This is a genomic window from Burkholderia sp. 4NA327C6 (assembly GCF_005502655.1).
Lineage (GTDB): Bacteria > Pseudomonadota > Gammaproteobacteria > Burkholderiales > Burkholderiaceae > Burkholderia > Burkholderia contaminans.
This window is the reverse complement of sequence record NZ_SCNZ01000027.1, coordinates 12496-37776: the sequence shown is the minus strand read 5'-3', so window position 1 is coordinate 37776 and position 25281 is coordinate 12496. Positions and strand designations below refer to the sequence as shown.

The window sequence follows — 25281 nt, the reverse complement described above, 5'->3', positions numbered from 1 at the left end:
ACATAACCGGCTGATTCTAAATGAAATTAGAACACAGCATCTATCTCAATCCGGTTTAGTTTTGCCAAATATGCAGAAAGAGACGGAAACAGTTAAATCGGATCATTTCCGGAATCGAAAGACGATAACGTTTGCGAGACCGGCGCGATAAGGTTTGCATGCGCTGCAAGGCTGCCCGTCGTCGCATTTGAGGGCCGGATGAAAATCCGCCGAATCGGTGAGCGCGCGAAAAAAAAAGCGCGCCGGGCAACGATCGGCCCGGGCGCGCTTCGGGCCGGCTGGCGCCGGCCGCTCGATGGCGAGGTGACGAAGGTGGGCGGCCCTACCCGCGCGCGTGCTGCGCGGACACTTCCTGCAGGTCGAGGTCGCGTTCGAGCGCGTGCAGCATCTCGTCGTGGATGCGCCCCGAACGGTGCAGGCGCAACAGTTCCGCGCGCCCGGCCCGGATCGCGGCCAGCACGACGTCGTAGTGCGCGGCACGCACTTCAGCCGGATACGTCGGCTCGTTCTTCGTCCGCTCCGTCAACTCCGCGCGGTACGTGTACTGCTCGAGCAGGCGCGGATGGATCACGACCCCGTTCTCGTCGCGCACGAGCGGCTGGATCGCCGCGAGCTGGGCGGCCTCGACGTACGCCCACGTCTGCGGCTCGGTCAGGTGGTGCGCCGCGCGGTCTTCACGCTGCGGCAGGCGCAGCAGCCGGATCAGCGGCCCGATCGTCGTGCCCTGCAGCAGCACGGTGACGAGGATCACCGCAAACGACGCGACCAGGATCACGTCGCGCCCGGGCATCGCCTCGGGCAGCGACAACGCGATCGCCAGCGTGACGACGCCGCGCATCCCGGCCCAGCTCATGATCGTCGCGGCCTTCCAGTCGGGCGCTTCGCCGCGCCGCGCGATCCCGCGTACCGGCCATTTCAGCGCCTCGACCGCGTAGATCCACACGAAGCGCGACACGATCACCGCCGCCAGCACCGCGAGCATCGGCGGCACCATCGTGGCGAGCACCTGCTCGAAGCCGCCGAGCCGGTGGATCGCACCGCGCAGCGACAGCCCGATCAGCACGAACACCATCGCTTCGAGCAGGAACACGATGACCTGCCAGAACGCGGTGCCGCGCGTGCGCACGGCCGCCGAGAACACCTCGTGCTGATGCCAGCCGACGATCATGCCGGCCGTGACGGTGGCGATCACGCCGGACACTTCGACCATCTCCCCGGCGATGTACGCGATCCAGCCGGCGATCACCGCGACGGTGATCACGAGATAGTCGTCGTCGAGCAGCTTCAGGAACCATACGACGAGCTTGCCGACCACGAAGCCGACCACCACGCCGCCGAGCCCGAGCTCCGCGAAACCCACGATCGCATGGCCGAGGCTGAAGGTGCCCGACAGCGCCGCGACGACCGCGAAGCGGAACAGCACGAGGCCGGCCGCATCGTTCAGCAGGCTTTCGCCTTCGAGCAGCACCATCAGCCGGCGCGGCAGCGCAACGCGTTCGAGCACGGCCTTCGCCGCAACGGCGTCGGGCGGCGACACGATCGCGCCGAGTGCGAAGCACGCGGCCCACGGCAGCGACGGCGCCACCCAGTGCACGGCGAAGCCGACCGCGAACGTCGTGAACACGACCGCGCCGATCGCGAGCAGCAGGATGCCGCCGACGTTGCGCTTGAACTCCTCCCACACCGAGAAGTACGCGCCGTCCATCAGCAGCGGCGGCAGGAACACCAGCAACACCAGTTCCGGATCGAGATTGATCGGCGGCAGGCCGGGAATGAACGCGATGCCGATCCCGCCGATCAGCAGCGCGGCCGCGGGCGGCAACCGCAGCCGCTTGGCGATGCATTCGAGCGCGACGATCGCGAGAAATGACAACAAAACCAGCTTGAATGCCGAGACGGGGGACATGAATCGACCTCGTGAAGAATGAATTCGCGCTTTCCGGCGTCGTATCCCGGTCGGCAGTTTCGCGCGATTACATCATGAGGCGAGGCCCGCAGTCGAGCCTGTCCGGGCAGCGCTGCACACGCTGCGGGTACGGTGCAGGCGCGATGCCGGCGCGACGCATGCAGCGCCATGAAAAACGGCACGCGGGCCGGCCCGATCGCCCGCCCGCGTGCCGTCGCGGCACCGCGCTGCCTGCCCGCGCGTTACCGGCGCCGCACGACCATCAGCCGCGGCTCGGTCATGTCCTCGATCGCGTAGCGGATCCCCTCGCGGCCGAGGCCCGAATCCTTCACGCCGCCGTACGGCATGTTGTCGACGCGGAACGACGGCACGTCGTTGATCACGACGCCGCCGACCTCCAGCTCCTCCCACGCGCGCTGCGCATGCGCGAGCGAATCGGTGAACACGCCGGCCTGCAGCCCGAAGTCGCTGTCGTTCACGCGTGCGAGCGCATCGTCGAACCGGTCGAACTTCTCGAGGATCGCGACGGGGCCGAATGCCTCCTTCCGGTACAGGTCCTGCTCGTGCCCGACGTTTTCCAGCAGCGTCGCCTCGAACATCGCGCCATCGACCTTGCCGCCCGCGACGATCTTCGCGCCCGCCGCGACGGCCGCATCCATCCAGCCCGACAACCGGCGCGATTCGGATTCGGAGATCATCGGGCCGACGAACGTCGACGGATCCTTCGGGTCGCCCATCTTCAGCGAACGCGTCTTCGCGATCAGCTTCTCGCGCAGTGCGTCGTACAGGTCCGCATGCACGAGGATCCGCTGCACGCCGATGCAGCTCTGGCCCGACTGGTAATACGCGCCGAACGCGAGCCGCTCGACCACGTAGTCGAGCTGGTCGCGCTGATCCGCATCGACGATCGCGGCCGCGTTGCCACCGAGCTCCAGCACGACTTTCTTCTTGCCGGCCTTCTCCTTCAGCGCCCAGCCGACGGCCGGCGAACCGGTGAACGACAGCAGCTTGAACCGCTCGTCGGTCGTGAACAGGTCGGCGCCGTCGCGATGCGCGGGCAGCACCGAGAATGCGCCCTTCGGCAAATCGGTTTCCGCGAGCACCTCGCCGATGATCAGCGCGCCGATCGGCGTGCGGCTCGCGGGCTTCAGCACGAACGGGCAGCCCGCCGCGAGCGCGGGCGCGACCTTGTGCGCGGCGAGATTCAGCGGGAAGTTGAACGGCGAGATGAACGAGCACGGGCCGATCGGCACGCGCTTCGTGTAGCCCGTATAGCCCTGCGCACGCGCGGAGATCTCGAGGTTGATGATTTCGCCGTCGATACGCACCGATTCCTCGGACGCCACGCGGAACGTGTCGATCAGCCGCGTCACTTCGCCCTTCGAATCGTTGATCGGCTTGCCGGCCTCGATGCACAGCGCCTCGGCGAGCTCGTCGAAGCGCTCGCGAAAGCGCGCGACGCAATGGTCGAGCACGGCCTGCCGCTTGTAGGCCGGCAGCTCGCGCATCGGCTTCGCGGCATCGACCGCCGCGCCGATCGCCGCGTCGATGGCCTTCGCGTCGGCCAGCGCGACGCGTGTCGCGACCTTGCCGCTGAACTTGTCCGTCACGTCCAGATCGGTGTTCGCGTAGACGGCTTCGTTGGCGAGGTAGTACGGATAGGTTTCCTTCAACATGGAACGACTCCTTCCTGTGAACGGGACATTCAGAGTTGCGCCGACAGGCGCTTGATCTCGCGGTTCAGCACGCGCTCGTTGTCCGCGTAATCGATCGGCACGTCGATCACGTGCACGCCCGGCGACGAGAAACACTCGCGCAGCAGCGGCTCGAGATCGTCGGCCGAGTCGACGCGATGCCCGTGCGCACCGTAGCTTTGCGCATACGCGACGAAATCGGGGTTCTGCAGCGTCATCGCGAAATCGGGGAAATTCATGTTCTCCTGCTTCCAGCGGATCATCCCGAACGCGTCGTCGCGCAGGATCATCACGACGAGGTCGAGCTTCAGCCGCACGGCCGTTTCGAGCTCCTGCGAATTCATCATGAAACCGCCGTCGCCGCACACGGCGATCACCTGGCGCTGCGGATGCACGATCTTCGTCGCGATCGCCGACGGCAGGCCCGCGCCCATCGACGCGAGCGCGTTGTCGAGCAGCAGCGAATTCGGCTCGTGCGCGCGCCAGTAGCGCGCGAACCAGATCTTGTACATCCCGTTGTCGAGACAGACGATGCCGTCGACCGGCATCGCGTTGTACAGATCGTTGACGATCCGCACCGGGTACATCGGGAAGCGCGGATCGTGCTGGCCCTTCTCCAGATGGGCGTCGAAATGCTCCTTGATCATCGCGAAGCGCGCGAAATCCCAGTGCGGCTGCGGTGCGAGCGCCTCCTTCATCTGCCACACCGCGTTCGCGATGTCGCCCACAACCTCGATCTGCGGGAAATAGACGGGATCCACCTGCGCGCCGAGGAAGTTCACGTGGATCACGGTCTTGTCGTCGGTACGCATGAAGAACGGCGGCTTCTCGATCACGTCGTGGCCGACGTTGATGATGCAATCCGCATGCTCGATCGCGCGGTGCACGAAATCGCCGTCGGACAGCGTCGCGTTACCGAGCCACAGCGGGTGCGTCTCGTCGATCACGCCCTTGCCCATCTGCGTCGTGAAGAACGGGATGCCCGTCTTGTTGACGAATTCGAGCAGCATCTTGCAGGTGGTCTTGCGGTTGCCGCCCGCGCCGATCATCAGGAGCGGATGGCGCGCGGCCTGGATCGCGTCGACCGCATGCGCGACCGCCTTCTCCTCGGCCACCGGCCGCCGGCTGTAGCTGCGCGGAATCGGCTTGCCGTCGCCCTCCTCGTGCGCGATGTCTTCCGGCAGCTCGAGGTGCGCGGCGCCCGGGCGCTCTTCCTCCGCGCGGCGGAACGCCTCGCGTATGGCCGACGGGATGTTGCCGATCGACACGATCTGCCGCGTGAACTTCGTGAGCGGCTGCATCATGTCGACCACGTCGACGATCTGGAAGTGACCCTGCTTGCTGGACTTGATCGGCTTCTGCCCGGTGATCATCAGCATCGGCATGCCGCCGAGCTGCGCATACGCGGCGGCCGTCACGAAGTTCGTCGCACCGGGCCCGAGCGTGGCGATACACACGCCGGTGCGGCCCGTCAGGCGGCCGTAGGTGGCGGCCATGAACCCGGCCGCCTGCTCGTGCCGGGTCAGCACGAGCTTGATCTTCGATCGCCGCAGCGATTCGAGCAGATCGAGGTTTTCCTCGCCGGGAATGCCGAACACGTACTCGACGCCTTCGGCTTCCAGCGCCTTCACGAACAGATCCGATGCTTTCATGGGGGACTCTCGGTTGATGCCGCCTGCCCGGCCTACGGACACGCAGCGTTCAGAACGCGCGCCGGCCTACGGCACGCGGACGCTTTACCTACTGGACACGAACCACGGCACTGCCCGCCGCGCAACCCGCAATGCACGGCGGCGCCTCCGGAAACCGGAGGACAAACGGACCCGCGCGCGCGCGGCAAACACGCACGGGCGGCAAAGACGTTTTTGATTGTAGACGGATTCGGAAGATCCCGACTTCGGCCGAACGGCCATTCGGCACACAAGCGAAGCGCGCGGCCCTACCGTAGCGGCATCGACATTCAACCCATCCAACATGTGAACCATGGTTGACATACTGCAATCCATGCCCTACAGTGCGCCTACGTTCAGCATCCGGACCACCGACGTCTTCGACACCTGGTTTGCCGGCCTGCAGGATCGCGTCGCGAAGCGCCGCATCCAGGCACGCATCGACCGCCTTTCGATGGGCAATCCGGGCGACTGGAAATCCGCCGGCTCGCCGGTCGTCGAGATGCGGATCGACCACGGCCCGGGCTATCGCGTCTACTACGTCCGGCGCGGAACGATCTGGGTCATCCTGCTCTGCGGTGGCGATAAATCGTCGCAACAGGCCGACATCCGCGCCGCGCACGCGATGCTCGCGCACCTCGACATGGAGTAACCGATGGACAAGATCAGCACCCGGCCGTGGGATTCGGCCGATCATCTGAAAACCGAAGACGACATGGCCGACTACTTCGAAGCGTGCCTGCAGGAAGCCGGCGACGATCCGGCCTTCATCGCGCATGCGCTCGGCGTGATCGCGCGTGCACGCGGCATGTCGCAGGTCGCGCGCGACGCGGGCCTGTCGCGCGAAGGGCTGTACAAGGCGCTGTCGCACGACGGCAACCCCAGCTTCGGCACGATCCTGAAGGTCATCAAGGCGCTCGGCCTGCAACTGCACGGCTCGAAAGCGCACGCATGATGCGCGGGCCCGGCCCGTCGCGGCCGCCGCGCGATACGCGCGGCCGTGTCAGTGCAGCCAGCCGGCTGCCCAGCGCGGCACCAGCGACACCAGATACAACCCGAGCCCGATCAGCCCGCCGACCAGCGTGCCGTTGATGCGGATGTATTGCAGATCCTTGCCGATGTTCAACTCGATCTGCCGCGACATCTCGCGCGCGTCCCAGTTGCGCACCGTGTCGCGGATGTGGCGCATCAGGAAATCCGCGAAATCCGGCGCCATCTCGTGCACGGCCTTCTCGACGTGCTCGTTCAGCGACGCACGCAATGCCGGGCTCTCCGCGAGCCGCGCACCGAGCCAGCCGCCGAGCATCGCGGCCTGCCGGTGCAGCGCCGAATCGGGGCGCGCGAGATCGGCCTTCAGCCACGCGCGCAACTGATCCCACAGGTCGCGCACATAGTCGTTGAACGCATCGCCGTCGCGGATATAGCGCTTGATCTCGTCGCCCTTCCCGATGAACGCGGGGTCGTGCTTCAGCCGCTCGGTCAGTCGCACGACCGTCCGGTCGAAGCGTTGCCGCAGTTCGTGCTCGGGGTCGGCCGCCACGCCTTCCAGCACACGGCTCACCGCGCTGGCGAGCATCCGCGCGCCGTTCTCGCCGAACCACTGCGTCGGCATGATCTTCTCGACCTTCGGGTACTGCGTCTTCAGCCATTCGACGATGAAGCCCGCGATCACCTCGCGGTTCTCCTCCTTGTCGAGCACGTCCACCACCTGTTCGATCGCATCGTCGAGCAGCGCCTGGTGGCGGCCGTCCTTCGTCAGCGTATCGAGGATCGCGCCGGCCGATTGCGACAGGTCGATCCGGTCGATCACCGCGCGAAACGCGTCATGCACGAACGTCTGGATCCGTGCGTCGTCGGTCATGTCGAGCGCGAAACTCATCAGCTTCGTCACGTAGCCGCCGAGCGCGTCGGTGTTCGCCGGCTCGCCGAGCCACGCGCCGAGTTTCTGCGCGGGATCGTGCTGGCGGATCTGCGCGGCGAGCGCATCCGGGCCGAGGAACTTCTCGCGCACGAACACCGCGAGGTTGTCGGCGATCTTGTCCTTGTTTTTCGGAATGATCTCGGTGTGGCGCGACACGAACGGGATCGGCACGCGGCGAAACAGCGCGACGACCGCGAACCAGTCGGCGAGCGCGCCGACCATGGCGGCTTCGGCCACGGCCTTGATGCCGTCGACCCACGGGCCGCGCGGCAGCAGGATCGTCGTGACGAACACCGCGACGGCGGCCAGCAGCAGCCACAGCGCGCGGCGCTTGCTGCGTTTCAGTTCGAGGGCTTTGTCTGACGTCATGGGCAACGGGTCGGGCGAACGTTGCCGCTAATATGCACCGGATGCCGGGCTGCCGACAAACATTGCGACGCGCGCCGAGCGACACGCATACCGCCGGATCGTACCGGCGGATCACACACGGCGCCGGCCGGCACCGTCACCGCATGCCGGGCCGGACGACCGTACGCCTGCTACATGAACGTCTTCAGGTTCACCGCCGGATCCGCAAGCTTCACCGGGTCCGGCACCGCCCCCGCCGCCATCAACCGGCGGGATGCGCCGATGTCGCGCCCGAGGTTCGCCGCGGCCACCGCGACGATCCTGCCGTCATCCCCCAGCCCGAACACCGTGAACGGCCCGTTCGCCGGATCGCCGCGCACGACGATCGTGCGCTCGCCGCCGAACAGCCCGAGCATCTGCAGGTTGCAGTCGTACTGATCGGACCACAGCCACGGCAACTCGGCATAGGCCTCGTCGGCGCCGAGCAGGTTCGCGGCCGCGACGGCCGGCTGGTTTTCGGCGACCTGCCACGATTCGATCCGCACGTGGCGCCCGAGCAGCGGATTGAAATGCATCGTCACCTCGCCCGCCGCGAAGATCGCGGGATCGACCGTGCGGCAGCCCGCGTCGACGCGAATCCCGTTGTCGACATCGAGCCCGGCCGCCTGCGCCAGCTCGACATTCGGCACCACACCGATGCCCACCACGACGAGATCGGCCGGCACGTCGCCATGATCGGTCTCGACGATCGCGCCGCCGCCGGGCGCGCGACGGATCGCGCGCGGCAATGTCGCCATCTGGAAGACCACGCCGCGCGCATCGTGCAACCGATGCGCATACGCACCGACTACTTCCGGCAACGCACGCTGCAGCAGGCGCGGCGCCGGATCGATCACCGTCACGTCGCAGCCGAGCTGGCGCGCCGCCGCCGCGACCTCGAGCCCGATGAACCCGCCGCCGAGCACCGCCACGCGGCGACCCGGCACAAGCTGCGCGCGCAACGCCCGCGCATCGTCGACCGTGCGGACGTAATGCGGCGTGACGCCTTCGTCGATCGCGCCGCCGAACGTGCGCACCCGCGAGCCTGTCGCGAGCACGAGCCGCGCATACGGGAGCGTCGCGCCGTCGTCGAGCCTCACACGCTGCGCATCGCGCTCGATCGCGTCGACGCGCGTACCGAGCCGCAGCTCGATGCGCTGCGCGTCGTACCACGCCGCGTCACGCACGAACGCGCGCTGCTCACCACCGTCGCTCAGCAGCGCATCCTTCGACAGCGCGGGCCGGTCGTACGGCATCTCGCGCTCCGCGCCGATCATCACGATGCGCGCCGCGGCGTCGCGCTCGCGCAGCGCTTCGGCCGTGCGCCGCGCGGCATGCCCGGCGCCGACGATCACGAACGGATCAGCCGACATTGACTTCCACCTGCCCGTCGACGATCCGGATCGGATAGGTCCGCACCGGCTCCGTGATCGGCGCGCATTTCGGCGCACCCGTGCGGATGTCGATCAGCCCCTGGTGCAGCGGGCATTCGACGCAGCCGTCCTCCACATAGCCTTCTGACAGCCGCGCGTGGCCGTGCGAGCAGAGGTCGTGCATCGCGAACAGTTCGTCGCCGATCCGGAACACCGCGATCGGCTTCTGGCCGGCGACGCGCGCCGCCGGTTCGTCTTCGGAGAATTCGTCGAAAGCGCCGAGCGGATGCCACTCGGCCAGCGTTGCTTCGGTCATGTCTGTTCCTTGCTTCCGTATCAGATCGGGGTGGCGAGCAGCGTCTGCACGCGCGACGTGTCGTAGATCACCCGCTTGGTCTTGTAGCGCAGCCCGTCCGGCGTGCGCACGACCGTGTCGTAGTACTTGCCGGCCTGGTACACGTTCGACTCGCCGTTGCTGCGCGTCTGCACGACGACGTAGTTGCTCTCCGTGTCGATCTCGCCGTCGCGTTCCGCGACGATCGTCAGGCCCGACGTCATGTGCCGGTACGTATGCTCTTCGTAGATGTTCGCGTGCCGCAGCGACACCACGCGGTCGCGCAGCATCCGCTGGTTCGTGCAGTGGACGATCCCCACCGGCAGCCCGAGATCGGCGTTTTCCTTCGGCACGATTTCGTACGTGCAGTCCTCGGTGAACATCGTCGGCCAGGCTTCGAGCCGGTTGTTGTCGAGGTGCCCGATATAGCGGTTCTGGAGCATGTAAATCTCGAACCACGTCTTCATGTCTTCCGTCAGGTTTTCCATCATTGCTCGCTCCCGCCTCAATAGCCCATCAGCTTCTGGTAGCCGACCCAGAACTTGCGGATCAGGCTTTCGGTGATCACCGTGTCCTGCTGGTCCGGATTGCCGCGCGACATTTCGATCACCGACGTCGCGTCGCCGTCGCGCACCGTGCCGTGCTGCACGAGCTCGGTCGCCTCCGTATCCTCCATCGAGATGTAGCCGGCCGGCCCGACGAGGTTCGCCTGCTTGATGCGCAGTGCACGCAGCTCGGGCGTATCGTCCGCGTACCCGAAGAAGTGGAAGATCAGTTCGAAGTTGTCGGGGCCTTTCGGCAGGATCTGCCGTGCGACCAGCGTGTTGTGGATCTGCTGGATCACGAGCTGCGGGAAGATCGGCTGGATATGGTTCGTGCAGTCCTCGTCGTATTCCGACACGAGGTCGAGAATCGATTCGTCTTCCAGATGAAAGCCTTCGTCGAACGAACGGATGTTCTGCTGCTTGTACGCGGCCGACGTGTCGTCGCCCGTCTTCGTCACCGTGATGATGCTGTGCAGCCCGTGGTTCGCATCCGGTATCGAGCGCGCCTTCATCCCGACGCGGAAGATGTTGAAGGTCGTATGGAACAGGTGCAGCATGCTCGCGTGATACGGGTCCTTCACGTTCTCCATGTACAGCTTCCAGTTCGACTTCGAATACTGGCGCGTGCAGCCGAGATACTCGATCGGCTTGTGGAAGATCCGGTCGATCCACGGCCGCATCTGCTCGCCGAGATAGTCGGGCAGCGGCATCACGTCGTCGCTGAAGGTCGCGAACACGAGGCCGCGATAGCTGTCGACGCGCAGCTTGCGCAGCCCGTGCTGCTTCGGATCGAAGTCGGCCGGCATCCCGGACATCCCCTTCTGGCCGCGCCGGAACGGCACGCCGAGCAGGTTGCCCGAGTTGTCGAAGCTCCACTGGTGATAGACGCACGTGTGCGAGCTCGCGTTGCCGCGCGACTTGCGGCATACCTGCGCGCCGCGGTGCGCGCAGCGGTTCACCCACGCGGAAAGCGTGCCGTCCTCGGTGCGCGTGACGACCACCGGCGTATCGCCGACGAACGTGCTCTTGAAGTCGCCGGCGTTCGGGATTTCCGCTTCCAGCGCGACGAAGTTCCACGTCGGGCCGCGGAAAATGCGTTCCTGCTCGCGATCGTAGACCGCGCGTGAGCTGAACACCTTGTACGGCACGCGCGAGCCGTCGTCGTGCGGAAAGGTCACGTCGGACGCGTCGTCGCGCGTGGCGAAAACGACGGGCGATTCTGTCTGCTCCATGTCGGACTCCTTGTCGATCCGTTGCGTTGATTGCATGGAGCCGATTTTTGAAAAGCTAATATTCGCCGTCTATCCGGAAAGTGCGATTGCGGCGGTGCAATATCCACTTTCGGCGGATTTCTGCGCTAGCATGACGACACACACGACCCGGCGCACGATCGCGACCCATTGATCGGATCGAAGCGCTCGCCGTCCACACCAAGGCTGATGCCCATGTCCCCAACGTCGTTCGAGCCGCTCGCGCTGCGCGCGCACCGGCTGTTCGAATCCCGCGATCTCGACGAGACGCGCGAGCGCATCTCGCGCGTGATGCAGCCGCATGCGCTGCTGCCGAACGGCCGCACGCGTGGCGCGTCGCACATGGATTTCGTCAGGTTGGGCGGGCTCGGGATCGGCACGATCGCGTTCGGCGACGCGATGCGCGTGCAGGTCGATGCGGTCGACGGCTACTACCTGCTGATGTTCTGCCTGTCCGGCCAGGCCGAGGTGCGCGCGATGGGACGGCAGCTCGGCGTCGACGGCCAGACCGGCGTGCTGTGTGCGCCCGGTGAACGCTTCGACGCGGTGCTGTCGGCCGATTGCGAGCAGTTCGTGCTGCGCATCGACGCGGCGACCGTCGGCTCGCTGACCGGCGACCCGCGCGCGACGCTCGATCCCGTACTGCACGTCAGCGACGCCGCGCTTGCCGCGTGGCGCCAGCAACTGATGCTTGTCGCGCGCTCGCCCGAGCTGCTCGAACGCGCGAACGCGAACCCGCGCGTCGCGTCCCAGCTCGAGCACCTGCTGATCGACCTGCTGATCGAAGGCCACCCGCCGTCCGTGCTGCAGGCGTCGTACCGCGACCCGGCGCCGGGCTTCGTGCGGCGCGCGCAGGAGTTCGTGAACGCGAACTACGCACAGCCGCTGCAGCTCGCCGATATCGTGCAGGCCGCCAACGTGCCGGAGCGCACCCTGCGCGACGCGTTCCTGCAGTTCCGCGGGATGAGCCCGATGCAATACCTGCGCGCGACGCGGCTCGACCATGCGCGCGAGCTGCTGCGCGGCGCGGCGTCCGAGCGGCGGATCGCCGATGTCGCGCTCGATTGCGGATTTACCCACCTCGGGCGGTTCGCGATCGCGTATCGGGAGAAGTTCGGGGAATCGCCGTCGGAAACGCTCGACGGGAAGCGGTAGCGTCGTCGCGCATGCTCGCACGGCCGGTGGCTTGCGTAACCGGGAAAGCGCTCACTCGACAGGGCATGAGGCCGCGATGCCCTCCCCACATTGGGGCGCGTCCGCCGAAACAGACCGTTAGTTGCGATTTAATGAAGTGAATAACGCTCGTCACGCCACCGGCACGATCATTTCCCGCGCAATCGCACAAAACGCGGCCGTCGCCGCGCTTTCGCCGTGCAGCCGGCGGCTCATGATGATCGGCGACGTCGCGGCCGGCTCCGGCAACCGCCGGTAGACCACGCCCTTCACGCGCACGCCCTCCACGCTCTCCGGCACCAGCGACACGCCGACCTGCGCGGCCACGAGCCCGAGCGCCGTCTGCAGCTCGCGTACCTCGTGGACGGCCGCCGGCACCAGCGCGCCGTCGCGCAACGCCGACAGTTGCTGATCGGCGAAGCTCGGCCGCGGCGTGCTCGGATAGACGATCAGCGTCTCGTTCGCGATATCCGCGAGCGTCAGCGGCCGGGCCGGATCGGCAAGCGGATGCCCGACCGGCAGCGCCGCGATCAGCTTTTCCTCGATCAGCGCCTCGCGCACCAGCTGGTCGTCGTCGAAGCGCAGCCGACCGAAGCCCACGTCGATCCGCCCGCCTTTCAACGCGCCGAGCTGTTCGAGCGTGAACATTTCGATCAGCGACAACTCGACGTCCGGCTGCGCCTCGCGAAACGCGCGGATCACGTCCGGCAGCGCGCCGTACAGCGTCGACGGCACGAAGCCGATCACGATCCGCTCCGACAGCTGCGCGAGCCGCCGTGTCAGCGGGCCGAGCTCGTCGGCCTGGTCGACGAGGCGCTTCGCCTGCGCGTAGAACACGCGCCCCGCATCGGTCAGTTTCAGCGGCCGCGCACCGCGCTCGAACAGCGGCAGCCCGATCTCGTCCTCGATCGCCTGGAGCTGGCGGCTGAGCGGCGGCTGCGTCATGTGCAACCGCTCGGCCGCCCGCGTGATGTTCATTTCCTCGGCGACGGCGATGAAGTAGCGGAGCTGACGCAATTCCATTTCATGCCTCAAAGGTATGGAAGTAGTCGGAAAGAGTGTTGGACGACGCGGGGCGGGAATTCCTACCATGTGCACCAACAGGAGGAATCGCATGATAACAACTGCCGCCACCATCGAACGCATCGAGACGCTGCTCGTCGACGTGCCGACGATCCGCCCCCACAAATTGTCGGTCGCCACGATGAATTGCCAGACCCTCGTGCTGGTGCGTGTTCGATGCACGGACGGTATCGAAGGCGTCGGCGAGGCGACGACCATCGGCGGTCTCGCGTACGGCGAGGAGAGCCCCGAAAGCATCAAGGTCAACATCGACACCTACTTCGCGCCGCTGCTGCAGGGCATGGATGCGACCCGCCCGGGCGCCGCGCTGGCGCGCGCCCGCAAGCTGTTCCAGGGCAACCGCTTCGCGAAGTGCGCGCTCGAGACCGCGCTGTTCGACGCGCAGGCGCGCCGCCTCGGTGTGCCGCTGTCCGAACTGTTCGGCGGACGCCGGACCGATGCGGTCGATGTCGCATGGACGCTTGCGAGCGGCGATACGCAGCGCGACATCGCGGAAGCCGAAGCGATGCTCGACGCGCGCCGCCACCGCGCGTTCAAGCTGAAGATCGGCTCGAACGCCGTGGCCGACGACGTAGCCCACGTGATCGCGATCAAGCGCGCGCTCGGCGAACGCGGCGACGTGCGCGTCGACGTGAACCAGGCATGGAGCGAAACCGACGCGATCTGGGCAGGCGCACGACTCGCCGAAGCCGGCGTGAGCCTGGTCGAGCAACCGATCGCCGCGACCAACCGCGCGGGGCTGAAACGCCTCACGCAACTGGCGCAGGTGCCGATCATGGCCGACGAGGCGCTGCACGGCCCCGTCGATGCATTCGCGCTCGCACAGGATCGCGCGGCCGACGTGTTCGCGGTGAAGATCGCGCAGTCGGGCGGCCTGCAGGGTGCGGCGAGCGTCGCGTCGATCGCGGCGGCGGCCGGCATCGAACTGTACGGCGGCACGATGCTCGAGGGCGCGGCCGGCACGATGGCGTCCGCGCAATTGTTCAGCACGTTCGACTCGCTGAAATGGGGCACCGAACTGTTCGGCCCGCTGCTGCTCACCGAGGAAATCCTCGTCGAGCCGCTGCGCTACGCGGATTTCAAGCTGCACCTGCCGGCCGCGCCCGGCCTCGGCATCACCTTCGACTGGGCCCGCATCGAACGGATGCGACGCGACGCCCGCTGACCCCACACGACAACCGAAACCGGAGACACAGATGAACAAGCAAGCCATCGACGCACTGCTGAAGACCTTCGACGACGCCGCCGAGAAGCCGGGCAACCCGCGCGTGCGCGCGATCGTCAACCGGATCGTGAAGGACATCTGCTACACGATCGAGGACTTCGACGTGCAGCCGAGCGAATTCTGGACGGCGCTGAACTACCTGAACGAAGCCGGCCGCGAATTCGGGCTGATCGCCGCGGGCCTCGGCCTCGAGCGCTTTCTCGACGTGCGCATGGACGAAGCCGAGGAAAAGGCCGGCATCCAGGGCGGCACGCCGCGCACGATCGAAGGGCCGCTGTATGTCGCCGGCGCGCCGGAATCGGTCGGCCATGCGCGTCTCGACGACGGCACCGATCCCGGCCAGACGCTCATCATGCGCGGCCAGGTGCTGGGCCAGGACGGCGCGCCGATCGCGAACGCGCTGGTCGAGGTGTGGCACGCGAACCATCTCGGCAACTACTCGTACTTCGATCAGTCGCAGCCTGCGTTCAACCTGCGCCGCTCGATCCGTACCGATGCCGAAGGCCGCTACAGCTTCCGCAGCGTGCTGCCGGTGGGCTACAGCGTGCCGCCGGGCAGCAAGACCGAGCAACTGCTCGACCAGCTCGGCCGCCACGGCCATCGCCCGGCGCACATTCACTTCTTCGTTTCGGCGGACGGTTATCGTAAGCTGACGACGCAGATCAACATCGATGGCGATCCGCACCTGTGGGACGACTTCGCGTTCGCGACGCGCGACGGGTTGATCCCGCCGGTGAAGCAGGCCGAAGGCGCGGAAGGCAAGCCGTATGGCGTCGACGGGCAGTTCGCGCTGATCGACTTCGATTTCTCGCTGCTCAAGGAAAAGCAGGATGTGCCGGGCAGCGAAGTCGAGCGGGCCCGCGCGCAGGCGTGAGCGGCCTGCCGATTCGACGAACCGATAACGCAAGGAGTGCAGGATGCTGTTTCATGTGGAAATGACCGTCCGTCTGCCGACGGACATGGATCCGGTCAAGGCGGCCACGCTGAAGGCCGAAGAAAAGGCGATGTGCCAGCGGCTGATGAACGAAGGAACCTGGCGGCATCTGTGGCGGATCGCCGGGCAGTATGCGAACGTCAGCATCTTCGACGTCGAAAGCGTGCAGCAACTGCATGACCTGCTGAGCCAGCTGCCGTTGTTTCCGTATATGGAGATGGAAGTGCGGGCGCTGTGCCGGCATCCTTCTTCGGTGCGGGAAGATGATCGGTAAGTGAACGCGAATCGCGGCCGTCGACGACGGCCGCTCAATGGACGGCACGGGCATGCCCGTGCCGTTTTGCATTCGGCCACTGCTCGGTCGCACCGCATCGGGATACGCGGCAACCGTCACTCCGCCAGATGCACCGCATACCCCACCTTCCCCGGCACGATCTCGTCCTTCAGCGTCAACGCCGGAATCTCGTAATCGCCCGCGTTCTGCCGCCGGAACGGGATCGGCTGCGTGGTCCACAGTTCGTCCAGGCGCCGGCCGAGCGCCACACGCGTTTCGTCGAAGCGCACGTCGTTCATCTTCCCCGTCCGGTAGATCACGAACGGCGGCAGCACGTCGAAGCCCGGGTAATACAGCATCCCGTGCTGGATCGGGAACAACACGTCGTCGATCGGTCCGTTGATGCCGCGCGGGCTGTAATGCGACTGCCATCCGCCTGCCGTGACGATCACCATCGCGCGCTTGCCGGCAAACGAGCCTTCTCCATAACGATCGCCCCAATGCGTATCGGAATGCTCGCCCACGCCGTAGGCAAAGCCGCACGCATACACGCGTTCGAACCAGCCCTTCATGATCGCCGGCATCGAGAACCACCACAGCGGGAACTGCAGGATCACCGCATCGGCCCACCGCAGCTTGTCCTGCTCGCGCGCGATGTCTTCGCGCTGCGTGCCGGTTGCAAACGCGTGCTTCGAGTCGTTCGACGGGTCGAAACGCGCGTCCGGCTCACGCCCGGTCATGTCGTCCGCGTCGAACGCCGCCTTCCAGTTCATCGCATACAGGTCGGTCACCTGCACCGCGTGGCCGGCCGCTTCGAGATGCGCAACGGAAAAGTCGCGCAATGCGCCGTTCAGCGAACGCGGTTCGGGATGGGCATAGACGATCAGCACATTCATGTTCGGTACTCCGTTGATTGAATGACTGCAGGATGCCGCCGCCAGAGGTATATTTGAAATGAATTCCTGATATTTCAGGTATAGCCATGAATAATCTCAGGCGACTCGATCTCAATCTGCTCGTCACGCTGGACGTGCTGCTCGCCGAGCACAACGTCACGCGTGCAGCCGAAAAACTGAACATGTCGCAGCCGTCGGTGAGCGTGCAATTGCAGAAGCTGCGCGACGTGTTCGGCGATCCGCTGCTGCTGCCGGGGCCGCGTGGAATGCGGCCGACCGCGCGCGCGGAAGCGCTGCGCGAACCGTTGCGCGATGCGCTCGAAGCGGTCGAGCGCGCGGTCGTTCCGGCCACGCCGTTCGATCCCGCGACCGCGACGAACACGTGGCGTGTGGCCGCGACCGACTACGGCGAATCGACGATCGTGCTGCCCGCGCTGAACACGCTGCGTTCGGCCGCGCCCGCCACACGCGTCGCCGTGGTCGAGCTGGTGCCGCCTCGTATCGAGCAGGATGCCGAACGAAACGGCATCGATCTCGCGTTCCATACGACCGAAGGGTCGCCGCCCGGCATGCGGCGCTTGCCGCTGTTCGCCGAGCGTTACGTGCTCATCGGCCGCGCCGGCCACCCGAAGCTGAAGCGGCGCCCGAGCCTCGCGCAGTTCGGCACGCTCGAGCATGTGATCGTGTCGCCCGACGGCGGCGGCTTCTTCGGCGTGACGGACGAAGCGCTCGCGAAGGTGGGCGCTACGCGGCGCGTCGTGCTGTCGGTCCCGCATTTCCTGTTCGTGATGTCGGCCGTGGCCAGCACCGATCTCGTCGCGATGGTGCCCGAGCGGCTGGTGCGCGACGTCCCCGCATTACGGGTGGTGGAAGCGCCGGTCGAGGTGCCCGGCTACGAAATGTCGATGCTGTGGCACGAACGCGTGCATCGCGATCCGGCGCACCGGTGGTTGCGGGAGACGATCGCGGCAGCGGTGTAGATCGGTCGCCTGCCTGGTACCGCCGCCCGCTTCGATCGCCGTCGCACGAAATCCTTCATCCGGGGCTTGAAACCGCGCCAAACACTGTATATATTTACAGTGCTTTTGCACCATTTGACCCGAATTCCGTCATTCACAGACGAACGGACTTTTGTGAGGCGACCATGTTCCAGGCATCCGCATTCGATCCCGAGCAACCCGGCTTCAACCCCGTCCACTTCGAGCGCGCCGCGCAGCGGGCGGTCGTCGATCTGCAGCGTGTCGCGGGTGGCCCCGCGCAGCGGGCGCTTGGCCTGCGGCGGCGCACCCATCCCGCGGCCGTCCGCACGATGAGCTGGCAGGCACTGCTGAACGTCGAAGAGCTGGCATTCTCGAATGCCGGCTTCCTGAGCCGCAACGATCCGGCCGTCGTCGATGCGTTCATCCGGCTGCGCGACAGCCGCCTGGTCGCCGCGGATGTCGAGGAGCCGGTCGACTGGCGCCGCGACGATGACGACCTGCCGGCCATCTACCTGATCGTCAAGGCGATGCTGGAAGCGGAAGAGGAAGAACGCGCCGAAGCAGCGTGAGCGATGTGATGGCCGTTCGCGGCCACGGTCTGTCGGCGTAGCGCCGCCACATTGCGTGGCGGCGCGGCCGGCGCTGCTGCTCATTGCAGCGCTGCGCCCGTGAATCAGTGCATCAACCGAAGGGCCAGGAACCGCCGAGCAAGCGGATCACCGCCACGCGGCCTACCTTCGGTGGCCATTGCGGCGGCCGCCCGTTACAGCCGCGCGGCGAGCCGTGAGCCCTGATCGATCGCGCGCTTCGCGTCGAGCTCGGCGGCCAGTTCCGCGCCGCCGATCAGGTGCACCGAGCGCCCCGCCGCCTGCAGCGGCGCGAGCAATGCGCGCTGCGGCTCCTGCCCCGTGCAGAGCACGATCGTGTCGGCTTCGATCAGCTCGTGATCGGTGCGCTGCTCGCCGTATGACACGTGCAGCCCGCGCGCATCGATCCGTTCATAGTTCACGCCGCCGATCATCTTCACCTGCTTCATCTTCAGCGTCGCGCGGTGAATCCAGCCGGTCGTCTTGCCGAGCCCCTTGCCGAGCGGCGCGGCCTTGCGCTGCAGCAACGTCACTTCGCGCGCGGGCGCCGTCACCTGCGCACGCGTCACGCCGCCACGCGTCGTGGCCGGGTCGGTCACGCCCCACTCGGCCTTCCACTCTTCCAGGTCGAGTGCCGGCGACTCACCCTCCTGCACCAGATACTCGGCGACATCGAAGCCGATCCCGCCGGCCCCGACCACCGCGACACGCCGGCCGACCGGCTGCTTGCCCGCGAGCACGTCGATGTAGCTGAGCACGTTCGGGCCGTCCTGCCCCGGGATCTTCGGGTCGCGCGGCGCGACGCCGGTCGCGAGCACGATCTCGTCGTAGCCGCCCGCGATCAGGTCGCTCGCGTCCACGCGGCGGTTCAGGTGCAGGTTCACGCCGGTCAGTTCGACCTGGCGGCCGAAGTAGCTCAGCGCTTCGTGAAACTCTTCCTTGCCGGGAATCCGCTTCGCCATGTTGAACTGGCCGCCGATCTCGGCCGCGCCGTCGAACAGGTCGACCCGATGGCCGCGCTGCGCGAGCACGGTCGAGCACGCGAGCCCGGCCGGCCCCGCGCCGACCACCGCGATGCGCTTCGGCTGCGCGGCGGGCGTGTATTTCAGCTCCGTCTCGTGGCACGCGCGCGGATTCAGCAGGCACGACGCGATCTTGTTCTTGAACGCGTGATCGAGGCACGCCTGGTTGCAGCCGATGCACGTATTGATCTCGTCGGCACGGCCCTGCGCGGCCTTGACCACGAACTCGGCATCCGCGAGCAGCGGGCGTGCCATCGACACCATGTCCGCGCAGCCGTCCGCGAGGATCTGCTCGGCCACTTCAGGGCGGTTGATCCGGTTGGTGGTCACGAGCGGAATGCCGACCTCGCCCTTCATCTTCTTCGTCACCCATGCGAACGCGCCGCGCGGCACCGACGTCGCGATCGTCGGCACCCGCGCCTCGTGCCAGCCGATCCCCGTGTTGATGATGGTCGCGCCCGCGCGCTCGACCGCCTTCGCGAGCTGCACGGTTTCACTCCAGTCGCTGCCGTCCGGAATCAGGTCGAGCATCGACAGTCGGTAGATCAGGATGAAATCGCGGCCAACCGCTTCGCGCGTGCGCTCGATGATCTCGATCGGCAGCCGGATGCGGTTCTCATACGAACCGCCCCACTGGTCGGTGCGCTTGTTGGTATGCATCGAGATGAACTGGTTGATCAGGTAGCCTTCGGAGCCCATGATCTCGACCCCGTCATACCCGGCTTCACGTGCGAGCCTCGCGCAGCGGACGAATGCGCGAATCTGCCGCTCGACGCCGCGCGCGCTCAGTTCGTGCGGCGCGAAGGGCGAGATCGGCGACTTGATCTTCGACGGCGCGACCGCGAACGGGTGATAGCCGTAGCGACCGGTGTGCAGAATCTGCAGCGCGATCTTGCCGTCCTCCGCGTGCACGGCCTGCGTGATCTCGCGGTGCCGCCGCGCGGCGGCCGACGTCATCAGCGTGCCGCCGAACGGCTTGGTCCAGCCGGCCACGTTCGGCGCGAAGCCGCCCGTCACGATCAGGCCGACGCCGCCACGCGCGCGTTCGGCGAAATATTCGGCGAGCCGCGGCAGCGTCTTGCGGCTGTCCTCGAGGCCCGTGTGCATCGAGCCCATCAGCACGCGGTTCTTCAGCGTCGTGAAGCCGAGATCGAGCGGGGCAAGCAGGTGGGGAAAGGTCGTGGTCATGATGAGCGTGCCAATTCGTGCCAATGAGCGATGCGTGACATCGTAGGCGCGCGCCGCCTTGAACGTGAGGGGGCAAACAGCCATAATGCTTGTCATTTCCGGCCAAGACGACATGACCTCCCCTCTCGCCAAGGATCGCCTCGGGCTGCGCCGGCCGACGATTCCGGTCGCCTATCCGCGCTTGCTGCTGCAGGCGATGGCCGCGCGCGGTGTCGACCTGGCCGCCGTGCGCGCCGGCACCGGCCTGCGCGACGCGGTATTGGCCGAACCGGACGCGCGCGTCGCGCCGTCACAATGGGGGCGGCTCGTGCTCAACGCGATCGAGATCGGCGGCGATCCGGGCATCGGGCTCGCGTTCGGGTTGCTGCTGAAGCCGACCGTGCACGGCTTTCTCGGCTATGCGACGCTGACCGCGCGGGACATCCGCGAAGCGCTCTTCGTCACGCAGCGCTACTTCCGGATGCGCAACCGCCAATATCGGCTGACCTATGCGGAAGACGAACGCGGCGCGACGCTCGAACTGCACGGCGTGCAGGCGAGCCCCGTGCTGCAGCATCACGTGATGTTCGAATTTGTACTGACGGGGCTCGCGCAGAACATCTCTCAATGGGCGGGGCGCGTGTCGCCGCCGATCAAGCTGCAATTCGCGTGGCCGGAGCCGCCCTATTTCGCGCGCTATCGCGACCAGCTCCCGTCGGTCGAATTCGGCTGCGCCGCCAACGCGCTGTGGATCGCGCGCGACGTGCTCGACTGGCCGCTGCCGCTCGCCGATGAAGTCGCGCACCGGCAGGCGCTCGTGCAGGTGGAGCGTGAATATGCGCAGGTGCGCCAGGAGGAAGGCGATCTGGTCGAACGCGTGCGCGCGGAGCTGGCACGCGGCGCCGGCGATTACCCGGGGCCGGAGACACTTGCCGACGCGCTGCTCGTATCCACACGCACGCTGCGGCGCCGGCTGGAAGAAGCCGGTTCGAGCTATCGGCAATTGCTCGACGAAGCGCGGTTTCGCGACGCGAAGCAGTTGCTTGCCGCGTCGGATCTCGACCTGAAGACGATCGCCGAGCGGCTGCAATTCACCGACCCGGCGAATTTCACGCGCGCGTTCCGGCGCTGGGCCGGGCAGACGCCGAGTGCGTATCGGGACGCCGCCGCGGGCACGTCGCACGAATGACGCGGGGCTGCGGGCGGCACGACGTGCCCGCGCGGCATTTCATCGGTATGATCAATGCCACGCCAAAGCGGCGCCCACCGGCGCCCACCGGCGCACTCTCCCGCCCCATGCCCAATCACACCGCCCTGATCGATGCGACGATCGACCGTATCGACACGAACCTCATTCGTGTCGCGTCCGATATCAAGAAGGTGCCTCTGTATCGCCTGACGATGCAGGGCGCGTGCTACTTCATCGCGGCGGACGATATCGATGCGGAGGCGTTCAAGCAGATCGATCGATTGAAGCCCGGGATGGCGGTGCGTGCATGTGTCTTCGACGATCGCGGTCGCCGCAGCATCGCGTGGATCAAAGGCAACGACGTCGCAATCGCTCCTTACAACGTGGTCAGGCAAAAGAGCAGCAACGTGTCGCTCCTCATCTGGGCGTCATGCATCTTCATGCTGAGCCTGCTGATCGACGGCGCCGCCTTCAAATCGGGCTGGGCGTTCGTCGGCGCGGTGACCCTGGTCGTCGGCATCATCAGCCTGCTGGGCACCCTGCTCGCGATCGCCGGCCTGTCCGAACTGGTCTTCCGGCCCCAGCGGCGCGAAGCCCAGGAAAAGTGGCAATACGAACCGGCCAGTTTCACGGCGGAAAGGAGCAACGGATGAGCGATCGCACCATGCAGATCGCGTCCGGTTGCGTGACGTCGGTCAGCCAGAACACGATCAGTACGAAGGTCTGGAGCAACAACCTCGGCATGACCACGCAAAGCATCGAGGAGATTGCGCTCCAGCTCGACACGGTCGACGCACCGCTCACGCTCAGGACGGACAGCACGCGGAGCGTGTTCATCGCCGCGGGCGACCGGTTGACCGTTGCATACACGCAAGATCGGGATCGCCGCGCCATCTACGCTATCCGCAACGCGACCGACGGCTCGGTATATCTCGTTCGCACTGCGAAAGTCGCGGCTGCCCGCATGGATATCGTCGTAACGATCGGCATGCTGGTCGCCATGGCCATCACCATCGGCCTCGTGTCCGCGACGGAACGCAGCACGGACAGCGTGCTGGAGATATCCACGTGGTTCGGCGGCGCCGCGATCGCGCTCTTCCTGCTGAGCACGCTCCTGCGCACCGTGTTCGGCGCAATCTTGTGGCCCGAGATCCGGCGGCTCAGGCAGCCAGGCGGCAAGCGCGAGTTGAATGCTGCCCGGCACGCACTGTCGCTCTCGAACGAAGAAACGTCGCACATTCGCTTCATCTGAGCCGATCCCGCGCACGAAACGTCAGAGGTCGACGCAAATCCTCGCGCCGCCATCCCCTTCTTCCGCCTCGATCCGCACGTCCCCCGTCGCGGCGACGATCGCGTCGTACACGTGATCGGTCACGCACACCACCGGCACCGCGATCGCATACAGCTCGGCGGCCACGATCGCGCCGATCGAGATGATCAGGTCGCGCTCCTTCAGCACGATCGCGACCGGCCCCGTGCCGTTGCGCACGGCTTCCGCGAGCACGCTGCTGCTCGAACTCGAGCCCTTCGCGTGCGGCATCACCATCACCTTGCCGGCGAGGCTCGCGCCGGCCTGCGGATGCCCGCGATCGACGATCTTTCCCGCGCCCGAGTCGTAGCCGCCCCAGAAGCTGAGCGGCTTGTCGAGCACGAACGGGCGCGCGCACGCGCTGCCCGGCACGAGCGTGTCGCCCGTCAAACCCTTGTGCGCGGCGTCAGTCATCGAATCGCACCTTTCCTTCGTACGCCGAACGAACGCATTCGCGCATGCTGCCGTACGCGACCGTCACGCCGATGTTCGCGGGCGCATACGACGCCCATTTCCCCGAATTGGTCATCACGAGCCCCGACAGTTGCTTCATCACCGGCGTGATGTACGTGCAGGTATCGACGACGATCTGGATGCCGCGTGCAGCGAATTTCTCCGCGAGGCCGGCCTCCTCCAGTTCCCACAGGATGAACCGGCTCGTGTTCACGTAGAAATCGCAGGCCGGCTGGCCGTCGAACGCGTCGAGCAACGTATCGAGCGTGCGGAATTCGGCCAGCGAGAAATGCGGCGTGCCGAGCGCCACCGCGACGAGCGCATCGCCGGCCGCGCCGTGGTTCAGCGTGCGGCGGATCTCGTCGAGATCGGCCATCGCGACATCGACCGTGCGTGGCGCCGCTTGTCCATGCAGTGCGGCGTCGAGCGTGGGTGCTTCCGGTGTCACACCGACCGCATGGAACAGCGCGACGGCGCCGCTCGATGCGGCAGCCGCGCCCAACGCCTTGAGTTCGTCTTCCGTGGTGTCCGCCGGCAGCCCGACGATCGCCGGCACCACCGCGCCCGCGATCCGCCCGATCAGGAGCCCGAGCGCGGCGAAATGGATGTCGCGCGACGCCAGGCGGCTGAAATCCGGTGCGTTGAACACGATCCGCGCGGCGCGGTTCGCTTCGACATGCAGCCCCGCGTACGGCGCACGCCCGGTGATCGCGGCAGCCAGGTCGAGAAAATCGCCGTACCGGCTCGTCCGCGCGCCGAGCACCGAATTCGCGAACACGATCGCGTTCGATTCTGCCCATGCGATCTGCTCGCCTTTCGCGGGACGGTTCTTCAGTTGATAGGGCGCGCACGTGAAGCTCGATTCGCATCCGAGCTGCAGATGCGCGTCCATCAGGCGCTGCGCATCGCGCCGGATCGTGCGGTCGCCGTGGTACAGCTCGGGATGGATCAGGTCGAGCGACCCGACGTTCAGCGTGGTCGGCACCGCGACCTTCGCGCCGGTATCGACGAAATACTCGACGAAATCGAGGCTGGTCTGGCCGTGGTAAAGGCAGCCGTCGATATGGGCGGACGTGATGTCGATCAGGTGCGGCGCGGACATCACTTGCGCCGTGCGCGCGACGATCCGCATCGCGCGCGCGACGCCGTCGCCGAAATCCCCGCGCAGCATGGCGCTGTCGCGGTCACTCAACTGCAGCATCGGTTGCTCCTCTGACGCGTGCCGGCGGCGCCGGCTCGTGAAATCCGTCAGGGGACTCTACAACTGGAAATAAAAACTGTCCAGATCGCCATCGATCCGGACAGTTTCAAAAACCAATTTACGCCACTGAGCGCCACGAAAGCAATCAATGGCTCGAATTCCGTTCCAGTTTGCCGCCAGCCCGCCGTCTAGCGTTCCGCGGTCACACTGAACAGCTCGTCGCGCAGCGCCTTCGCGCGATCGCGGCCAAACCGCGTCTCGAATTCGTCTTGCGCGGCCTGCCATGCGACTTTCGCTTCGGCGAACGTGCGCTCGCCCAGCTTCGTGAGGCTCAGCGCATGCGCACGCGTATCGTGCTCGGACGCGGCCGTTGCGACGAACCCGTCGCGCTGCAGCGGCTTCAACGCGCGCAGCAGCGTCGTGCGATCCATCACGAGCGCATCGGCTAGCTCGCTCATCAGCAGGCCGGGCTGGCGCGTCAGGTTCGCCATGATCGAAAACTGGGCGGGCGTGACGCCAACCGGGGCCAGATGGCGCTCGTACAGTTGCGTGACGAAGCGCGCCGCCTGGCGCAGCGCGAGACAGTGGCACGCTTGGGCAATCGAGGTGTCGTTCATGTTTCGCAATTTAAATGTGCATATGCATAAAGTCAATGTACACTCCGCCGTAACCAGGCCGGCGGCCGGCCCTCGCGTCAAGGAGACGGAC

25 protein-coding genes are annotated in these 25281 nt (G+C 66.5%); 11 read left to right on the top strand and 14 right to left on the bottom strand.

Annotated features, from left to right (window positions below):
* Nucleotides 1–322: 322 nt before the first annotated feature.
* From FFS49_RS24980 to FFS49_RS24970, 3 genes are all read right to left on the bottom strand, one after another.
* Nucleotides 323–1906 carry a Na+/H+ antiporter gene (locus tag FFS49_RS24980; RefSeq protein WP_039344744.1) on the bottom strand — a complete coding sequence of 528 codons (1584 nt, stop codon included), beginning with the start codon at nucleotides 1904–1906 and terminating at the stop codon, nucleotides 323–325.
* A gap of 242 nt (nucleotides 1907–2148) precedes the next feature.
* A complete protein-coding gene (locus FFS49_RS24975; RefSeq protein WP_105818950.1) occupies nucleotides 2149–3582 on the bottom strand; it encodes an aldehyde dehydrogenase family protein in 1434 nt (477 codons plus the stop codon).
* 29 nt (nucleotides 3583–3611) lie between these two features.
* Nucleotides 3612–5252: an acetolactate synthase large subunit gene (locus FFS49_RS24970; RefSeq protein ID WP_105818951.1), complete on the bottom strand. Its 1641-nt coding sequence runs from the start codon at nucleotides 5250–5252 to the stop codon at nucleotides 3612–3614.
* Between the two features lie 352 nt (nucleotides 5253–5604).
* Here FFS49_RS24970 and FFS49_RS24960 point away from each other — a divergent pair, with 352 nt between their 5' ends.
* Nucleotides 5605–5922 (top strand): type II toxin-antitoxin system RelE/ParE family toxin, encoded by a 318-nt coding sequence (locus FFS49_RS24960; RefSeq protein ID WP_249362359.1) that lies wholly within the window; start codon nucleotides 5605–5607, stop codon nucleotides 5920–5922.
* A 3-nt stretch (nucleotides 5923–5925) separates the two neighbouring features.
* Nucleotides 5926–6225, top strand: coding sequence for an addiction module antidote protein (locus tag FFS49_RS24955; RefSeq protein ID WP_039344756.1), 300 nt, complete (start codon nucleotides 5926–5928; stop codon nucleotides 6223–6225).
* 48 nt (nucleotides 6226–6273) lie between these two features.
* On the opposite strand, the gene FFS49_RS24950 is transcribed toward FFS49_RS24955, so the two are convergent.
* The 5 genes from FFS49_RS24950 to andAc all read right to left on the bottom strand — a co-directional run bounded on the left by FFS49_RS24950 (nucleotide 6274) and on the right by andAc (nucleotide 11062).
* Nucleotides 6274–7560: a DUF445 domain-containing protein gene (locus tag FFS49_RS24950; protein WP_105818953.1), complete on the bottom strand. Its 1287-nt coding sequence runs from the start codon at nucleotides 7558–7560 to the stop codon at nucleotides 6274–6276.
* A 170-nt stretch (nucleotides 7561–7730) separates the two neighbouring features.
* Nucleotides 7731–8951 carry an anthranilate 1,2-dioxygenase system ferredoxin--NAD(+) reductase gene (andAa, locus tag FFS49_RS24945; protein ID WP_105818954.1) on the bottom strand — a complete coding sequence of 407 codons (1221 nt, stop codon included), beginning with the start codon at nucleotides 8949–8951 and terminating at the stop codon, nucleotides 7731–7733.
* Nucleotides 8941–9267: an anthranilate 1,2-dioxygenase ferredoxin subunit AndAb gene (gene andAb, locus FFS49_RS24940; protein ID WP_039344765.1), complete on the bottom strand. Its 327-nt coding sequence runs from the start codon at nucleotides 9265–9267 to the stop codon at nucleotides 8941–8943. Before andAb ends, andAa begins: the two co-directional genes overlap by 11 nt.
* Before the next feature lie 20 nt (nucleotides 9268–9287).
* Nucleotides 9288–9776 (bottom strand): anthranilate 1,2-dioxygenase small subunit AndAd, encoded by a 489-nt coding sequence (andAd, locus tag FFS49_RS24935; protein WP_011355917.1) that lies wholly within the window; start codon nucleotides 9774–9776, stop codon nucleotides 9288–9290.
* A 14-nt stretch (nucleotides 9777–9790) separates the two neighbouring features.
* Nucleotides 9791–11062 (bottom strand): anthranilate 1,2-dioxygenase large subunit AndAc, encoded by a 1272-nt coding sequence (andAc, locus tag FFS49_RS24930; RefSeq protein WP_105818955.1) that lies wholly within the window; start codon nucleotides 11060–11062, stop codon nucleotides 9791–9793.
* Between the two features lie 213 nt (nucleotides 11063–11275).
* On the opposite strand from andAc, the gene andR reads away from it, so the two are divergent.
* Entirely contained in the window at nucleotides 11276–12235 is a 960-nt protein-coding gene (gene andR / locus FFS49_RS24925) for an anthranilate 1,2-dioxygenase regulatory protein AndR (protein WP_105818956.1), read from the top strand.
* Nucleotides 12236–12385: 150 nt separating this feature from the next.
* On the opposite strand, the gene FFS49_RS24920 is transcribed toward andR, so the two are convergent.
* Nucleotides 12386–13276, bottom strand: a complete 891-nt coding sequence (locus tag FFS49_RS24920; RefSeq protein ID WP_039344778.1) for a LysR family transcriptional regulator — start codon at nucleotides 13274–13276, stop codon at nucleotides 12386–12388.
* A 91-nt stretch (nucleotides 13277–13367) separates the two neighbouring features.
* Here FFS49_RS24920 and FFS49_RS24915 point away from each other — a divergent pair, with 91 nt between their 5' ends.
* The 3 genes from FFS49_RS24915 to catC are packed head-to-tail and all read left to right on the top strand — an operon-like array spanning nucleotide 13368 to nucleotide 15769.
* A complete protein-coding gene (locus FFS49_RS24915; protein WP_105818957.1) occupies nucleotides 13368–14501 on the top strand; it encodes a muconate/chloromuconate family cycloisomerase in 1134 nt (377 codons plus the stop codon).
* A 31-nt stretch (nucleotides 14502–14532) separates the two neighbouring features.
* The gene (catA, locus tag FFS49_RS24910) at nucleotides 14533–15435 is read left to right on the top strand and encodes a catechol 1,2-dioxygenase (RefSeq protein ID WP_039344784.1); all 903 of its coding nucleotides are present in this window, start codon (nucleotides 14533–14535) and stop codon (nucleotides 15433–15435) included.
* Between the two features lie 43 nt (nucleotides 15436–15478).
* Nucleotides 15479–15769, top strand: coding sequence for a muconolactone Delta-isomerase (gene catC / locus FFS49_RS24905; RefSeq protein ID WP_011355923.1), 291 nt, complete (start codon nucleotides 15479–15481; stop codon nucleotides 15767–15769).
* 116 nt (nucleotides 15770–15885) lie between these two features.
* Here the strand turns inward: catC and FFS49_RS24900 are convergent, their stop codons facing one another.
* On the bottom strand, nucleotides 15886–16665 hold the full coding sequence (locus FFS49_RS24900; protein WP_105818958.1) for an NAD(P)H-dependent oxidoreductase: 780 nt from the start codon (nucleotides 16663–16665) through the stop codon (nucleotides 15886–15888).
* Nucleotides 16666–16751: 86 nt separating this feature from the next.
* On the opposite strand from FFS49_RS24900, the gene FFS49_RS24895 reads away from it, so the two are divergent.
* Entirely contained in the window at nucleotides 16752–17645 is an 894-nt protein-coding gene (locus FFS49_RS24895) for a LysR family transcriptional regulator (protein ID WP_105818959.1), read from the top strand.
* Nucleotides 17646–17809: 164 nt separating this feature from the next.
* Entirely contained in the window at nucleotides 17810–18214 is a 405-nt protein-coding gene (locus FFS49_RS24890; protein WP_039344831.1) for a DUF2471 family protein, read from the top strand.
* A 194-nt stretch (nucleotides 18215–18408) separates the two neighbouring features.
* Here the strand turns inward: FFS49_RS24890 and FFS49_RS24885 are convergent, their stop codons facing one another.
* The gene (locus FFS49_RS24885) at nucleotides 18409–20442 is read right to left on the bottom strand and encodes an NADPH-dependent 2,4-dienoyl-CoA reductase (protein ID WP_105818960.1); all 2034 of its coding nucleotides are present in this window, start codon (nucleotides 20440–20442) and stop codon (nucleotides 18409–18411) included.
* 85 nt (nucleotides 20443–20527) lie between these two features.
* On the opposite strand from FFS49_RS24885, the gene FFS49_RS24880 reads away from it, so the two are divergent.
* Genes FFS49_RS24880 through FFS49_RS24870 form a run of 3 tightly spaced genes read left to right on the top strand, consistent with a single transcriptional unit; the run spans nucleotide 20528 to nucleotide 22862 of the window.
* Nucleotides 20528–21610, top strand: a complete 1083-nt coding sequence (locus FFS49_RS24880; RefSeq protein WP_105818961.1) for an AraC family transcriptional regulator — start codon at nucleotides 20528–20530, stop codon at nucleotides 21608–21610.
* A gap of 47 nt (nucleotides 21611–21657) precedes the next feature.
* Nucleotides 21658–22263, top strand: coding sequence for a hypothetical protein (locus FFS49_RS24875; RefSeq protein ID WP_105818979.1), 606 nt, complete (start codon nucleotides 21658–21660; stop codon nucleotides 22261–22263).
* Nucleotides 22260–22862 carry a hypothetical protein gene (locus FFS49_RS24870; protein WP_105818962.1) on the top strand — a complete coding sequence of 201 codons (603 nt, stop codon included), beginning with the start codon at nucleotides 22260–22262 and terminating at the stop codon, nucleotides 22860–22862. Before FFS49_RS24875 ends, FFS49_RS24870 begins: the two co-directional genes overlap by 4 nt.
* A gap of 21 nt (nucleotides 22863–22883) precedes the next feature.
* On the opposite strand, the gene FFS49_RS24865 is transcribed toward FFS49_RS24870, so the two are convergent.
* The 3 genes from FFS49_RS24865 to FFS49_RS24855 all read right to left on the bottom strand — a co-directional run bounded on the left by FFS49_RS24865 (nucleotide 22884) and on the right by FFS49_RS24855 (nucleotide 25190).
* Nucleotides 22884–23333, bottom strand: a complete 450-nt coding sequence (locus FFS49_RS24865; RefSeq protein WP_105818963.1) for a DUF126 domain-containing protein — start codon at nucleotides 23331–23333, stop codon at nucleotides 22884–22886.
* Complete coding sequence (locus tag FFS49_RS24860; RefSeq protein ID WP_105818964.1) at nucleotides 23326–24573, bottom strand: aconitase X; 1248 nt, start codon at nucleotides 24571–24573, stop codon at nucleotides 23326–23328. Before FFS49_RS24860 ends, FFS49_RS24865 begins: the two co-directional genes overlap by 8 nt.
* 188 nt (nucleotides 24574–24761) lie before the next feature.
* Nucleotides 24762–25190, bottom strand: coding sequence for a MarR family winged helix-turn-helix transcriptional regulator (locus tag FFS49_RS24855; protein WP_039344846.1), 429 nt, complete (start codon nucleotides 25188–25190; stop codon nucleotides 24762–24764).
* Between the last annotated feature and the right edge of the window lie 91 nt (nucleotides 25191–25281).

What these genes read in the sequence shown, in the direction of transcription:
- FFS49_RS24980 (WP_039344744.1), bottom strand. Translation starts at nt 1,906, where the DNA reads ATGTCCCCCGTCTCGGCATTCAAGCTGGTTTTGTTGTCATTTCTCGCG.
- FFS49_RS24975 (WP_105818950.1), bottom strand. Translation starts at nt 3,582, where the DNA reads ATGTTGAAGGAAACCTATCCGTACTACCTCGCCAACGAAGCCGTCTAC.
- FFS49_RS24970 (WP_105818951.1), bottom strand. Translation starts at nt 5,252, where the DNA reads ATGAAAGCATCGGATCTGTTCGTGAAGGCGCTGGAAGCCGAAGGCGTC.
- FFS49_RS24960 (WP_249362359.1), top strand. Translation starts at nt 5,605, where the DNA reads ATGCCCTACAGTGCGCCTACGTTCAGCATCCGGACCACCGACGTCTTC.
- FFS49_RS24955 (WP_039344756.1), top strand. Translation starts at nt 5,926, where the DNA reads ATGGACAAGATCAGCACCCGGCCGTGGGATTCGGCCGATCATCTGAAA.
- FFS49_RS24950 (WP_105818953.1), bottom strand. Translation starts at nt 7,560, where the DNA reads ATGACGTCAGACAAAGCCCTCGAACTGAAACGCAGCAAGCGCCGCGCG.
- andAa (WP_105818954.1), bottom strand. Translation starts at nt 8,951, where the DNA reads ATGTCGGCTGATCCGTTCGTGATCGTCGGCGCCGGGCATGCCGCGCGG.
- andAb (WP_039344765.1), bottom strand. Translation starts at nt 9,267, where the DNA reads ATGACCGAAGCAACGCTGGCCGAGTGGCATCCGCTCGGCGCTTTCGAC.
- andAd (WP_011355917.1), bottom strand. Translation starts at nt 9,776, where the DNA reads ATGATGGAAAACCTGACGGAAGACATGAAGACGTGGTTCGAGATTTAC.
- andAc (WP_105818955.1), bottom strand. Translation starts at nt 11,062, where the DNA reads ATGGAGCAGACAGAATCGCCCGTCGTTTTCGCCACGCGCGACGACGCG.
- andR (WP_105818956.1), top strand. Translation starts at nt 11,276, where the DNA reads ATGTCCCCAACGTCGTTCGAGCCGCTCGCGCTGCGCGCGCACCGGCTG.
- FFS49_RS24920 (WP_039344778.1), bottom strand. Translation starts at nt 13,276, where the DNA reads ATGGAATTGCGTCAGCTCCGCTACTTCATCGCCGTCGCCGAGGAAATG.
- FFS49_RS24915 (WP_105818957.1), top strand. Translation starts at nt 13,368, where the DNA reads ATGATAACAACTGCCGCCACCATCGAACGCATCGAGACGCTGCTCGTC.
- catA (WP_039344784.1), top strand. Translation starts at nt 14,533, where the DNA reads ATGAACAAGCAAGCCATCGACGCACTGCTGAAGACCTTCGACGACGCC.
- catC (WP_011355923.1), top strand. Translation starts at nt 15,479, where the DNA reads ATGCTGTTTCATGTGGAAATGACCGTCCGTCTGCCGACGGACATGGAT.
- FFS49_RS24900 (WP_105818958.1), bottom strand. Translation starts at nt 16,665, where the DNA reads ATGAATGTGCTGATCGTCTATGCCCATCCCGAACCGCGTTCGCTGAAC.
- FFS49_RS24895 (WP_105818959.1), top strand. Translation starts at nt 16,752, where the DNA reads ATGAATAATCTCAGGCGACTCGATCTCAATCTGCTCGTCACGCTGGAC.
- FFS49_RS24890 (WP_039344831.1), top strand. Translation starts at nt 17,810, where the DNA reads ATGTTCCAGGCATCCGCATTCGATCCCGAGCAACCCGGCTTCAACCCC.
- FFS49_RS24885 (WP_105818960.1), bottom strand. Translation starts at nt 20,442, where the DNA reads ATGACCACGACCTTTCCCCACCTGCTTGCCCCGCTCGATCTCGGCTTC.
- FFS49_RS24880 (WP_105818961.1), top strand. Translation starts at nt 20,528, where the DNA reads ATGCTTGTCATTTCCGGCCAAGACGACATGACCTCCCCTCTCGCCAAG.
- FFS49_RS24875 (WP_105818979.1), top strand. Translation starts at nt 21,658, where the DNA reads ATGATCAATGCCACGCCAAAGCGGCGCCCACCGGCGCCCACCGGCGCA.
- FFS49_RS24870 (WP_105818962.1), top strand. Translation starts at nt 22,260, where the DNA reads ATGAGCGATCGCACCATGCAGATCGCGTCCGGTTGCGTGACGTCGGTC.
- FFS49_RS24865 (WP_105818963.1), bottom strand. Translation starts at nt 23,333, where the DNA reads ATGACTGACGCCGCGCACAAGGGTTTGACGGGCGACACGCTCGTGCCG.
- FFS49_RS24860 (WP_105818964.1), bottom strand. Translation starts at nt 24,573, where the DNA reads ATGCTGCAGTTGAGTGACCGCGACAGCGCCATGCTGCGCGGGGATTTC.
- FFS49_RS24855 (WP_039344846.1), bottom strand. Translation starts at nt 25,190, where the DNA reads ATGAACGACACCTCGATTGCCCAAGCGTGCCACTGTCTCGCGCTGCGC.